Genomic DNA, 13310 nt, shown 5'->3' with positions numbered 1-13310 from the left:
AATATGAGAAAATAAGTGTTATGCAATCAAACTTTGAGCAAAGCGAATCAAACGCAAAAAGTCAAGAAAAAAGCGAGCAAATAAAAATAAATAACTCGTTTTATAACGTTTTAATTATTGGAGCTGGAGCTGCAGGACTTTCAGCTGCATTAGGCTTAGTAAAGTCTAAAGAGTACCAAACGCTAAAAACGCACGGAAAACAGCCTAAAATATTAGTGATTTGCAAACTTCAAGCATTAAGATCTCATACAGGCTCTGCCGAAGGAGGAATCGCAGCATCATTAGGAAACGTAGAAAAAGATTGCTGGCAATGGCACTATTACGACACTGTTCACGGAGGCGACTGGCTAAGCGATCAAGACGCAGCAAAAATGCTGGCAAAAGAAGCTAGAGACACAGTTATTGAACTTGAGCACTTTGGAGTTGCTTTTTCTAGAACAAAAGACGGCCACATTAATCAAAGATTCTTTGGAGGTCACACTGCCGACTTTGGAAAACAGCCAGTTAGGAGAGCTGCGTACGCTGCAGATAGAATCGGTCACCAAATTCTATACAGTTTGTGGCAAAAATGCTTAGAAGAAAACATTAACATTAGCGAAGAAATTTACGTTACAGATATTGCAATAAATAGCGAAACAAACAGCGTAGAAGGAGTTATAGCGCTAAACGAAAAAACAGGAAGCGTAGAAAAAATAAGCGCAAACAATGTTCTTATTGCAACTGGAGGCGCTGGAAGATTATTTGCAACAACTTCCAACTCTTGGGATTTAACTGGAGATGGAATGGCTTTAGCGCTAAACGCTGGATTGCAATTAGAAGACATAGAGTTTATACAATTCCACCCAACTGGATTAGCGCACACTGGAATATTGCTTTCGGAAGCTGCGCGAGGAGAAGGCGGAGTGCTTAGGAATTGCAAAAACGAAGCATTTATGAAGAACTACGACAATACGCACGCGGATTTAGCTCCAAGAGACGTTGTAAGCAGGGCGATTATAGCAGAAGTAGATGCAGCGCGAGGAGTGGAAGACACAACTAGCAACGTTGATAAAAAAGATTGCGTTTGGCTAGACATGACTCATATAGAAAAACAGCACATGTTAGATGCTCTTCCGCAAGTTGTTGAGACGATTGAAAAATATGCACATTTAGATCCTTCAAAAGATCTTGTGCCTATTAAGCCTACTGCACATTACACAATGGGTGGAATACCAATCACTCTTAACAGCCAAGTCTATAAATTAGATAGAGGGAAAAAACAAAGCATAAAGGGATTATACGCTGCTGGAGAATGCGCTTGCTCGGGAGTACATGGCGCTAATCGCCTTGGCGGAAACTCACTTCTTGACGCTTGCTTATTTGGAAAAATCGCAGGAAAATCTATTGCAAAAAACTTGCAAAATCAAGAAGAAACTCAAAATCAAGAAGAAACTCTAGAACAAAATAATCAAAATAATCAATATAATTTACAAAATAAAACCCCAAAAATAGACGAGTTAGCTAAAAAGCGAATCCAAAAAATACGCGCTCTTATGCAAAGCGAGAACGATTCAAAAGATGAGCAAAATCCATACATGCTTTTAGATGCTCTAGAAGAGATTATGGAAACAGCTGTTGCAGTAAGATGCAACGAACAGAGCATTAAAGAAGCTTTGCAAAAAATAGATACGCTTATTATTCCAAAAGCTAAAATGCTTATTTTGCATTCTAAAAATCTTGTTTTTAATCAAGAACTGACAGCTATTTTGGAATTGAAAAACTTGATTACATTTGCAAAAGCAGTTTTGCAAGCATCACTTGCAAGACATGAATCTAGAGGATCTTTTACAAGATTGGATTATCCACAGCATAACAACAGCCAAAATCCGCAACATTCTATAGTGGATTTAAGTGGAAAAGTGCAAAATATTCCAGTTGTAGTAGTGGATTTTGACCCAAATCGTCCAATTAACGCTCAAAATGCTAGCGAAATTAAAGAAATTATTACAAAAATCAATTAATTTGCAACACGCCGAAGCAAAGAGTTAAAAAAGATGTTATAGTTCTATCTGTTGTCTAAAACACCCGTCCGGGTGGCGGAATGGTAGACGCGCTAGCTTGAGGTGCTAGTGCCTATTTGTACAGGCGTGCGGGTTCAAGTCCCGCTCCGGACACAAAATAAAGTCTTGCTGAGAAATCAGCAAGACTTTTTTGTTTCGTATTCGCAAACACTAATCGCGTAAATAATCGCACTAACTAATCACGCTAGTTAATCACGCTAGTTAATCACGTAATTCCAAGGGTCAAAAGCTCTACCAATCCAAGAAACGTCTAATGATTCACCAAAATTCTTATATATAGAATCGTGAATATCTTTAACAGCATACTTAAACCACAAAGATTCAATAGCGCTATGAGGAGTGTTTATAAGCATAGGCTTAATAATATTAGAGTGCGTTAGTTGCGATTCATAAATAGCTTGCTCGTACGCGTCCGTTACAGGATGATGTCTTAAATCACTTGTTACATACACGTCTGCGCCACAAGCGCGAACTTCATCGAATAAGGAATCGCCAGAACCTGGAAGAACAGCTATTTTACTAACCATTGCATCAACATCTCCGCACACTTGAACACCTAGCTTAGTAGCAGGTAAAGCATTGAAAACGCGCATAGCAAACTCTTTAAGCGTGATTTTTTGCTCAAGCACTCCAACTCTGCCAAGACCAAGAGAAGTGTCATTATTGCTTACTGGAACAAGAGGGTGCAAATCCTTAAGGCCAAAAGCATTAGACGCAGCATCTGCTACTCCCCTAAAAGCTGCATCCGCATTAGTGTGACCAACCCACAATCCGCAACGATTTTCAATAAGAGTTTGAACTATTTTTCCGCGAACAGAAAAACCAGAAACTTCGTGAACCGACTTAAAAAACAAAGGATGGTGCGAAACAATCAAATCAGCACCCATTTTGCATGATTCTTCAACAGCTTCTAAAGTTGGATCCGATAAGCAAATAATTTTATTAACTTTATGCGAAGGATTCCCAACGATTAATCCTGGATTATCCCAAGACTCAGCAAGACTTAAAGGATATAAGTCTTCTAAAACATTAACAATCTCACCTAAAGTTGCCATTATTCCTATCCTCTACAATAATCCTACAGTGGTCTTTACAATAATTCTCACAAACAAAATCAATGCGCAGCAAGCTGCCAATCAGCACCAACTCCAGTAGAAACACTAAGCGGAACAGAAAGCTCAACAGTATGTTCCATAGCATTTTTAACAATATCTTCTACAACATCCGCCTCGCCATGAGCAATCTCAAGAACAAGTTCGTCGTGGATTTGCAAAATCACGCGACTCTTAACATTAGCTTTTCGCAAATCATCGTCTACTCTAATCATTGCAAGCTTCATAATGTCTGCAGCACTTCCCTGAATAGGAGCGTTTAGAGCAGCTCGTTCTGCAGCTTCTCTAGATGCCCTGTTCGTAGAATTTAACTTTGGGAAATATCTTCTTCTACCAAACATTGTTTGAGTGTATCCAAGCTTTCTAGCTTTATCTACTAAAGACTCCAAATAGTCGTGTACTGCACCAAAAGTATTAAAATACTTTTCTTTAAGAACTTCTGCAGCAGCAGGACTAATTCCTAGTTGCTTTGCAAGACCATACGTACTGAGTCCATACGCTAACCCGTAGCTCATTGCTTTAACGTGGCTACGCTGATCTGCACTAACTTGCTCTATTGGAATCCTATAAACTAAGCTCGCTACAAACTTATGAAAATCAACACCAGACTGGAAAGCATCAATAAGCGTTTTATCTTCAGAAGCATGAGCCATAATTCTAAGTTCCACTTGCGAATAATCGCAGCTCATAAGCTGCTCATAGTCTCTTCCTGGAACAAAAGCCGCTCTAATCTCCCTACCATCAACATTCTTGTTTGGTATATTTTGCAAATTTGGGTCCGAAGAACTTAATCGACCAGTAGCAGCAATAGTTTGCTCAAAAGTTGTGTGAATCCTACCGTCTTTATATCTTGCAGCATCAATAAGGCTTTGAACAATTTGCTTTAATTTATTAGTTTCTCGATACTTAAGCAAAGCGCCTAAAAATTGACTTGACTTTTCATCTGGATCAATTTTTGCATACAACGCTTGTAAAGCTTCTGCATTAGTAGTATATGAGCCACTTTTTGTTCTACGAGTAGGCTTTAGACCCATGTCTTCGAACAGCAATTGCTGAATTTGCTTAGGACTTTGCAAATTTATTGGCTTAGCTGCAACGTCTAGCGCCATTTTTTGAGCAAAATTCGCTTCACTTGCAAAATTATCTTTCATAGACGCAAGTCGTAGCATATCTACAGCAGCGCCCGTATCTTCCATCTTCCTTAAAACTCTAGAAACAGGCATTTCAACGTCTATCATTAAGCCAGTTTGCTTGCGCTCATCCAACTTTTTCGCATATTGTTTAGAAAGCAAACGTATAGTCAAAGCTGTTTCTAGCATGCTTTCTTCTAATTCTTTGTTATCTTGACTTTGCGAATATTGCTCTTTAGAATCTTGGCTGCTATCAATATCAAAATCAAGTTTGCCTTGCGTCGGTTCATCGTTTAATTGCGAAGAGCCTATATGAATATTCAAAACATGCTCAGCCATATCGCAAAGATTTTCGTTCTTAAAATCTGGCTCAATTAAGTAAGATGCTAAACGAGTGTCGACTAGTGGGCTAAAAGAATAATTATCTTCTACGACTCTTAGAGACGCTAAAAGAGCAATATGCTTTTTATAATCATGCAAAACAACTGAAGACTCATGCTTTTTTATAAAATCTCTTAGTTTAGAAGCGATTCCGCTATTTTCATTAAGAACATTTGCATACACAATTGCAGCGTCGTTACCAGCTAGGATTATTAATGCTTTTGCAAAAATACCAAACTGATTAGTGTTGTTTTTTTCTTCTACAGCAAATACTACTAATTCTTTATGCTCTTTTATTGTTTTTGCGCATTCTAAGTCGTTTCTTATAAGATTTGCACTATTTATATACGAGTCGGAAAAGTCGCAAGAATCCGCAACACAAGATTTTGCAATACTAATCCAATTATCTGCATCAGACTCGGAATTAATATTATGCACGTTTATTTTATCTAACAGAGCTTTAACGTCTTCTATATCATCTGAATCATTTGATTCCGTAGAACCACTATTTTCTGCATGCGCACTTCCAGCAGAAATCATTGTTTTAATATTCTCATCTAAAAGCTCTTTGCTCCCGCGCGTAAACTCTTTTAGAATCTTTCTTCTAGTACGTGTACCAAATTCAAGATTTTCGAACAGCTCTCCAACAGACGCAGCGTTTACATTGCCAAAATCAAGATCGTTAACACTAACTCCAAGGTCTAAATCTTTAACAAGAGTATTAACTTTTTTATTTAATCGAATCTGATCAATGCTTTCTCGTAAAGACTCGCCTTTTTTACCACTGATTTGACTTGCGTTTTCAATAATGCCTTCTAGACTGCCAAATTGATTAATCCACTTAGCAGCATAACCATCTCCAACTCCTGGAACTCCTGGAATATTATCAGACGTTTCCCCGCGCAATGCTGCTAAATCTGAATACTGACTAGGCGTAACATTGTATTTTTCAACAATCGCATTAGGATCCATTTGCTTTAGATCCTTAAAATGCCTGCCTGGGTACAGCACGTTAATAGTGTTATTAATTAGCTGAAAAGCATCGCGATCTCCAGAAAGCACAAGCGTTTTATAACCAGCATTAGCACCCATAGTTGCCAAAGTAGCAATAATATCGTCGCCTTCGTAGCCCTGCTTTGTAATGTACTTAACACCTAACGCACTAAGCATTTTTTGAATAACGGGCAACTGAGATATAAGTTCTTCTGGAGCAGCTTCACGAGTACCCTTATATTGCGGCAAAAGCTTGTTTCTAAAAGTTCCACCTTTAACGTCGAAAGCAACCGCAAGCTTATCTGGCTTCTCTTTTTCTATGACTTGCGAAAGCATAGTAGAAAAGCCCCATATTGCATTAGTAGCAAAACCAGATTTTGTGGAAAAATTATCTGCCGATATTGCGTAAAAAGCACGAAACGCAAGTGAGTGGCCATCTACCACCAACAACGTTCCCTTATAATCCTCATTATTCAAAGAATCCTCGTTTGCAACGATGCTGGTATCCACTTAACACCCACCTGCGTTTTTTATAAAATAAACTTTTGAAATTATTTATGCATAGCTCGCGCAAGAAACCGCGATTATCAAAATTATTTTGACTTACTACGCTTCGTCAGATGGCTTTTCTTCGCCATACTTAGCGATAATAGCCAACGCAAGACGCTTCTTTGGAATACGCTGATCCATAGAAGTTTTTTGGATCCAACGGAAAGCACCCTGCTCCGAGAACCCAGCTTTATCCATAAGTAAGCCTTTTGCTCTATCTACAAGCTTGCGCTCTTCGAGAGTATCTTCTGCTTTCTTAAGCTTTTCTTCTGCTTTACGAAGCTGATCTTGAGCATCTTGAAGCTTGTTTTCTGTACGTTCAACACTATCGAGCAAATCGTTAATCTCGCTAAATCTGCCCATTGCAACTTCTAGAGCTGGCAAAAGCTTTGACTCTTCGTAAGGCTTTGTAACATACGCCATTGCTCCAGCGCCAGTAGCGCGCTTAACTAAGTCCGATTGCGAAAAAGCAGTTAGCATAACAACAGGTGCAATATTTTCGTCGCAAATCGTAGCAGCCGCTTGAATTCCATCCACACCAGGCATTTTAACGTCCATGCAAACAACGTCTGGACGATTTTCACGAGTAAGGTCAATAGCCTCCTGCCCATTTGCAGCTTGACCAACAACCTTATATCCGTTATCTTCTAGCATTGCTACAAGATCCATACGGTTTACTGCTTCATCTTCTGCAACAACAACAGTTTTAACGCTGTTTTCTTTTTGCTCGCTATTTTTATTATTGCTTTCTACGCCATTCGACGATTCATATGCATTACGCAATTCATCATCTGTAAGCACAACAGGCGCATTCCCCATCTCTTCATCGCTGTTTTCAGCCGACATTCTAACCTCATTTCCTTACCAAAACACAAGGCAACAGCGCTATGCATTCCACTAACACATACATTCGCACACTTAATACTCATACTCGCCATCTTTGCGTTTATTTTTAGGCTAGCATCATGCAAGTTTTATGCACAAACACCAAAAGCACACTGTGCGCGTTGCCAACGATTTTACTCGCATGCGTGTATAAAAATACGCTACAAACCGCTTTTTAATGCGGTAAAGCACATGCAAATAATGACAATACAAAAGTCAAAGCACCGAGCATTGCTAACTGTACGCACAATGGAAAAGCACTAGCATAATTCCCATTAATAACTGCGTATATTAGCGAGCACGCTTTTTTAATAAACACGCAAGTAATCAATAGTAACAGAATGCAAGAAACAACAAACACACCATTATTAAATAATGTATTGCTTAACGCGAAAACAGTTTTATAAGGGTTATCAATGCTTAAAAATACGCCTATAAATCGAGAATCAAACAAATATAACAGCACATAAGATGATTGTAAAATCGTCACTAAAACAGCAACACAAGTAAATACAACACTGCCCTTGCGTTTGCCAAGCAAAGACATTGCAGTAATCTTTTTATGTTGCGTATCGCTTTCTATATCTCTTAAATTATTAATCATCATAAGGCAAGCAGAAAATCCGCCTGGAATAAAAGATAATAATACGCAAAAAACAATTTGCTCAATGCTTGCTGCAGTTATTGAGTCTTTAGAAAAACCACTTGCATAAAAAAGAGCACACAATGTTCCTAAAAACGCTACTGGTCCAAAGAACAAAAACGCACTAAGCTCTCCCCAACCCCTATATCCGTATGGGTGTGATCCTCCTGCATAAAACCAAGCTGCTATAACGCAAATTAATCCAAGAGGAATAAACATCCAAATTCCGCTTCTAATCGTAATAACTAGTCCAAAAACGCACGATATTAGAGCAGATATGCAAGCAGCATACAACACTGATTTTGGCTTAATACCAGCGTTTGCAAGCCTCCAAGACACATCGCACAACGCTTTGTTTTTTACGCTTACATCTCGCTTAGACCTTTGATTATCTAATCCGCGCAAACCGTCACAATAATCGTTTGCATAGTTTACTGAAATTTGCATAAAAACAGCAACACACAAACACAAAAACGCTTGCAAAGCAAAATTTTCAACATTGTAAGTCTTTACAAGTATTTGACCGCTAAATAAATACCTTGCAAAAATCGAAATTGCCATAACAACTGGCACGATTCCAATTGGAAGAGTATAAAGTCTTGCACCTTTAAGCCAAAACTTAATATTAGTCATTAAAATCGCCTAAATTCTAGAATTTTTTAATTGATTCTAGATTAGTTTAGACTATTTTAGATTATTTGTGGAGCAAACATAGACGCAAGAATTGGCAAAGCAATCATTAAAACAGATATAACAAGAAGAACAAATCCACGCCAGCCAAAAGGATACTTTCTAAAAGAAGACTTACGTGTGCGCAAATAGAATCCTCGCTCTTCTGCAGCCAGCGCACAGCTATCTGCTTTACGAACAGACAAAACTAAAAGAGGCACAATCAAAGGCATCATAAGCTTAATCTTTTTGAAAGGATTCTTTGTATCGAACTCCACTCCTCTTGCCATTTGAGCTTCTGTAATTTGAGACATCTCGTACGCAAAAATAGGAACAAATCGCACAGCTGTAGTGATTGTAAAAGCATAGCAATATGGAATGTGTAAGTATTGAACAACAGCGTTAGCTAAATCGTTTAGTTTTGTAATGCTAAGCACGCTTACAAGAGGCAATGCAAAGCAAAAAAGTCTTAAAGATGCTCGCAATGCAACAGAAATTCCCTTTGTACTAAACCATAAGAACATGTAGTTTCCGCCTTGAGCAATAACTGTTTGTAAAAAGAACATTACAACGCCAAGAATAAGCATTGCGCGCACAAGAGGAAACAGCGCTTTAAGAATGCCAGCCATAGCCATACCAGCAAGAATAAGCGCTGCAATAACAACAAGAACAGTGAATTGTTGAGCTATAAAAGCAGACACAACAACGCTTACAGCTAATATGAGCTTTGCAATAGGATTTGCTTTGTGAAGCAAAGTTGAGCCTTCGTTATACGTTAAGATTTTAGTTTGCATAATTACACCTTGCTTTACAAATTGCTACTCTTTTTAAGAGCATCAACCAACATATCCCTCTTATACAAGCCCTTACAAGCGTCAAAACCATTTTTGACTAAGCCTTGAGATACAGCACACAAAAGTGGAGCACATAATGCAGCTTCTTTGCAAATCGCATTGTTTTCAAAAACGCAACTTATGCTTCCGTCTTCTAGAATTTTGCCATCGTTTACTACGATTAAACGCGTTGCAAAGTCAAGAACCACTTCCATATCGTGGCAAACCATTATTATGCAACAACCGTGATCTCTAAGGTCTTCTACAACTTGCATAATGCGCAAGCATTCCATGTAGTCTAAGCCACACGTTGGCTCGTCTAAAACAAGAATCTTAGGTTTAGTTACAACAGTTGCAGCCAATGCAACCATTTGACGCTGGCCTCTAGAAAGCATAAATGGGCTTGCTTTAGGATCTAGATTTAGCTTTTCAATCATTTGCATTGCATGATCATTAGCATCTTTAACAGACTCTCCTAAAAGAATGCAACTAAACGCCACTTCTTCTAAAACAGTATCTTTGCAAAGCTGACGATCTGGATTTTGGAAAAGCGTAGAAACATAGTGAGCAATTTGGCTAATCTTCATGTTGCTAGTGTCTTTACCATCAATAAAAATGTTGCCACTGCTCGCCTTAAGCAAACCGTTGATTAGCTTAGTAACGGTTGTTTTTCCAGCGCCATTTCTTCCAACAAGAGTTACTAGCTCCCCAGCGTAAGCTTCAAAAGACACGTTTTTTAGCGCACTAACTCCACTTGGGTACGAAAAACTGACGTTTTTAAGCGAAAGACACGGAGAAGTGTTTTTTGATTGATTTTGCGCGGAATATTGCGCATAAGATTGTTCGGATACTTGCGATTCGTGGGAAAAGTCGCCAGCAACCGCCGATTTATTTGAATCGCATTCACTATTATCGCATTCACTATTATCAAATTCACTATGCGAATCAACATGTGAAGTCAAAGATTTTCCACTATTAATCGTATTAACAATAGTATTTACTGTATCTTCTACAGACACAGGCAAATCGCTTTTAGAACAAACATTCTTGCTCTGTAAATCATTAACCAAATGCGTAGTGCGTGGATAATTTATTCCAATAGAATAAAGCAAATCCATGTTTTTCAGCGCTTGGCTAACAGGCAAATCAAGCGACAAAGTGCCATTAGAAAGCACAACTAAGCGCTTGCAATACTCGCTTAAAAGCGCCACTTTTTGCTCAATTACCACAACTGTTATTCCAAAATTCTTATTCAAATCTTTAAGAATCGAAAAAATCATTTTAGAAGAAACAGGGTCTAAAGCGCACGTAGGCTCATCTAACACCATAACTTTAGGCTTTAACGCAAGAATAGCAGCAATCGCAACTTTCTGCTTTTGGCCTCCAGAAAGAGTATCTAAATCGCGGTTGCGCAAATCACTAATGCCAACAATTTGCAAAGCTTCATCTATTCGACTTGGTATTTCGCTATGCGCAACGCCAAAGTTTTCTAAGCCAAAAAGAATCTCATCTTCTACATTTGCAGCAACCATTTGCGCATCAATGTCTTGAATAACAGATCCAATTAAGCAAGCAATATTAGTTAAAGCAAGATTTTTAGTGTCTTGACCAGCAATCTTAACACTTCCAGAAAGTTCTCCAGAATAATGATGCGGAATCGCGCCAGAAAAAAGCGAAGCAAGCGTTGTTTTTCCAGACCCAGAAGGGCCAATAATACCAACGAATTCGCCAGATTCTATGCTAAGACTTACATCTTTTAGCGCAAGAGTGGAATCGTGTGCCTTTGAAGAGTCTAAAGAATCATCTTTATTCCGATTCACATACTTAAAAGACACATCTTTTAACTCAAGCAAAGGCACAATAATTCCTAACTCTTAAAAACCTAACAATTACTATTACTAATGATTATTCTATGATTATGCTTATTCTACGATTCATTCTTTGATAATTATATGACTTGCTAAATATTATCCAACACAAATCATCTAGAACAAATCATCTAGAACAAATTCAAACACTTACTTGTGCAAAACAAGTCGAATTGGAGTGTAAAGAACTTCAACAACAACAGCATTAAACACAGCAGTTCCAAAAATGATTGGAAGCATAACAAGAATCGTCTTAGGAGAATAAAGAACAAAGAAAGATGCAGTAGAAGCAAATATTAAACCAGAAACAACTGTAGTTATAAAAGTTGCTATGAGTGGGAAAATACTAAACTTTCTAGCAGCATCCTTAGGGAAAACGTGAACATAAGCCATAATCATCAAAGTCATAACAATTGCTGCTGGAATATCGCAAACATAATTGAGACCAGGAATAGATGCGTTAAATTGCATTAAAGTTGCAGCCAAAGCACCAATAATCGCACCCTGAATAACATTTGGACGAACCAGCAAAATCGCAAGACAGAACGATGCGATTAAGAAGTTTGGTTTAATGTTTCCAATTGAAAGTGCTTTTGCAACTGTAAAGTCAAGAATACATCCTGCTGCAAAAAGAACAGCAACCAACACTAAAGACGTAACATCTAAAGCGTGCTTTTTAACACTTACAGCATTGATCATGCTACCTGCATGTTCGTTAATTCCCTGATTCATATTCTTCTCCTTTATGTTGCGATAATCAAGTTTTAATTATCGACTTTTGATGTTTATTTACGTTTATTTACGTTTATTTATATTTGTTTACGTTGATTCAAGTTAATTTATTTCTCATTTTCAATGGCGATTTATTTGTGATTACTTATGCAAAACGAGTCGAATTGGAGTGTAAAGAACTTCCACAACAACAGCATTAAACACAGCAGTTCCCAAAATGATTGGAAGCATAACAAGAACAGTGTTTGGAGAGTGAAGAATAAAGAAGGATGCGATTGTTGCAAAAATCATTCCAGAAATAACAGTTGCAACAAACGTAGATATAAACGGGAACACACTGAACTTTCTAGCAGCATCCTTAGGGAAAGCTTTTAGATATCCCATAAGCGCTAACGTCATAATGATTGCTGCTGGAATATCGCAAGCGTATTCAAGACCAGGAATCGAAGTGTTAAATTGAATCAAAGTAGCAGCCAAAGCGCCAATAATCGCACCTTGAATAACATTTGGACGAACAAGCAAAATAGACAAGCAGAACGATGCAATAACAAACTCTGGCTGAATGTTTCCAATCGAAAGCGACTTTGCAACTGTAAAATCAAGAATGCATCCAGCTGCAAAAAGAACAGCAACCAACACTAAAGACGTAATATCTAAAGCGTGCTTTTTAACATTTACGCCTTTTAGCAAAGTAGCTGCTTGATTAATTTCGGACTGTGCAGATGTTTGCTCTGTGTTAGTAGCTTCTACGTTAGTTGACTCTTGATTCATGATTTTCTCCTTTACGTAAATTTTTACGTTGTTTGTTTTTCAACAATTTTGGTTTAGATTGTTGTTAGTTTTAGATTGTTTAGATTGTTTTAGATTTGGATTAAAGCCAAATAGATTTTGCGTTTTAGGATATAAAAAAGACCCCTAGGTTTACCCTAGAGGTCTTTTATAAGCCTAAACAAGCAGCTTCTAAAACTTTAGAGTAAACTACGCCAAAGAGAAGTCTGCCACCACCACATACGAGCAGCATCAAAAGTATCGCGAGCTTGAGCATTCATGTTACGCATGATAGCCGCCTCCTTAAATACTTTAGCTGCAAAGCTAAATGCCTATGTGGTCAATCACAAACCTAACACCGTAAAATTTACGATATGCGTTTGTGTTGTGTTCGATGCTAACACTATAAAAGTACAAATGCAAACAAAAGATAAAATTAGCAAAAAATCACACAAAACACGTAAAAATATCCACACTTAAATCGGCGCAATTCCAGGCAAAACGCCGTAAGCGCATAAAACGCATGTCTAATCTTATATAAAACAACCTCAATCCCTAGCAACGTGTATACTTTCACAAGTTGCGGGCTTGTAGCTCAGCGGATAGAGCGTCTGCCTCCGGAGCAGAAGGCCGTGGGTTCAAATCCCATCAAGCCCACAAAATATCCCAAAATGGCTTTATTTCAAC

At 38.1% G+C, this 13310-nt stretch carries 9 protein-coding genes and 2 tRNA genes; 3 read left to right on the top strand and 8 right to left on the bottom strand.

Features of this window, described 5'->3' with window-relative positions; genetic code table 11:
* Positions 1 to 20: 20 nt before the first annotated feature.
* Both MAF46_RS01085 and MAF46_RS01080 read left to right on the top strand, forming a co-directional pair.
* On the top strand, positions 21 to 2000 hold the full coding sequence (locus MAF46_RS01085) for an FAD-binding protein (protein ID WP_060785546.1): 1980 nt from the start codon (positions 21 to 23) through the stop codon (positions 1998 to 2000).
* A gap of 66 nt (positions 2001 to 2066) precedes the next feature.
* Positions 2067 to 2153, top strand: a tRNA-Leu gene (locus tag MAF46_RS01080).
* Positions 2154 to 2257: 104 nt separating this feature from the next.
* On the opposite strand, the gene MAF46_RS01075 is transcribed toward MAF46_RS01080, so the two are convergent.
* The 8 genes from MAF46_RS01075 to MAF46_RS01040 all read right to left on the bottom strand — a co-directional run bounded on the left by MAF46_RS01075 (position 2258) and on the right by MAF46_RS01040 (position 12626).
* Entirely contained in the window at positions 2258 to 3115 is an 858-nt protein-coding gene (locus MAF46_RS01075; RefSeq protein WP_060785547.1) for a Nif3-like dinuclear metal center hexameric protein, read from the bottom strand.
* A gap of 59 nt (positions 3116 to 3174) precedes the next feature.
* Positions 3175 to 6186, bottom strand: coding sequence for a DNA polymerase I (polA, locus tag MAF46_RS01070; RefSeq protein ID WP_004132529.1), 3012 nt, complete (start codon positions 6184 to 6186; stop codon positions 3175 to 3177).
* A gap of 96 nt (positions 6187 to 6282) precedes the next feature.
* The gene (locus MAF46_RS01065; RefSeq protein ID WP_004130254.1) at positions 6283 to 7071 is read right to left on the bottom strand and encodes an ANTAR domain-containing response regulator; all 789 of its coding nucleotides are present in this window, start codon (positions 7069 to 7071) and stop codon (positions 6283 to 6285) included.
* A 214-nt stretch (positions 7072 to 7285) separates the two neighbouring features.
* Positions 7286 to 8386: a 1,4-dihydroxy-2-naphthoate octaprenyltransferase gene (menA, locus tag MAF46_RS01060; RefSeq protein ID WP_060785548.1), complete on the bottom strand. Its 1101-nt coding sequence runs from the start codon at positions 8384 to 8386 to the stop codon at positions 7286 to 7288.
* A 56-nt stretch (positions 8387 to 8442) separates the two neighbouring features.
* Positions 8443 to 9216 (bottom strand): energy-coupling factor transporter transmembrane component T family protein, encoded by a 774-nt coding sequence (locus MAF46_RS01055; RefSeq protein ID WP_004130258.1) that lies wholly within the window; start codon positions 9214 to 9216, stop codon positions 8443 to 8445.
* Positions 9217 to 9230: 14 nt separating this feature from the next.
* Entirely contained in the window at positions 9231 to 11114 is a 1884-nt protein-coding gene (locus MAF46_RS01050; RefSeq protein WP_060785549.1) for an ABC transporter ATP-binding protein, read from the bottom strand.
* Between the two features lie 159 nt (positions 11115 to 11273).
* Positions 11274 to 11855, bottom strand: coding sequence for a tryptophan transporter (locus MAF46_RS01045; RefSeq protein ID WP_004132537.1), 582 nt, complete (start codon positions 11853 to 11855; stop codon positions 11274 to 11276).
* 141 nt (positions 11856 to 11996) lie between these two features.
* Positions 11997 to 12626 (bottom strand): hypothetical protein, encoded by a 630-nt coding sequence (locus MAF46_RS01040; RefSeq protein WP_004130264.1) that lies wholly within the window; start codon positions 12624 to 12626, stop codon positions 11997 to 11999.
* Between the two features lie 581 nt (positions 12627 to 13207).
* Here MAF46_RS01040 and MAF46_RS01035 point away from each other — a divergent pair.
* Positions 13208 to 13280: transfer RNA gene (locus MAF46_RS01035), tRNA-Arg, on the top strand.
* Positions 13281 to 13310: the final 30 nt, after the last annotated feature.

Source organism: Gardnerella pickettii, from assembly GCF_029226345.1.
Classification (GTDB): domain Bacteria; phylum Actinomycetota; class Actinomycetes; order Actinomycetales; family Bifidobacteriaceae; genus Bifidobacterium; species Bifidobacterium piotii.
This window is presented reverse-complemented; position numbering and strand designations above follow the sequence as displayed.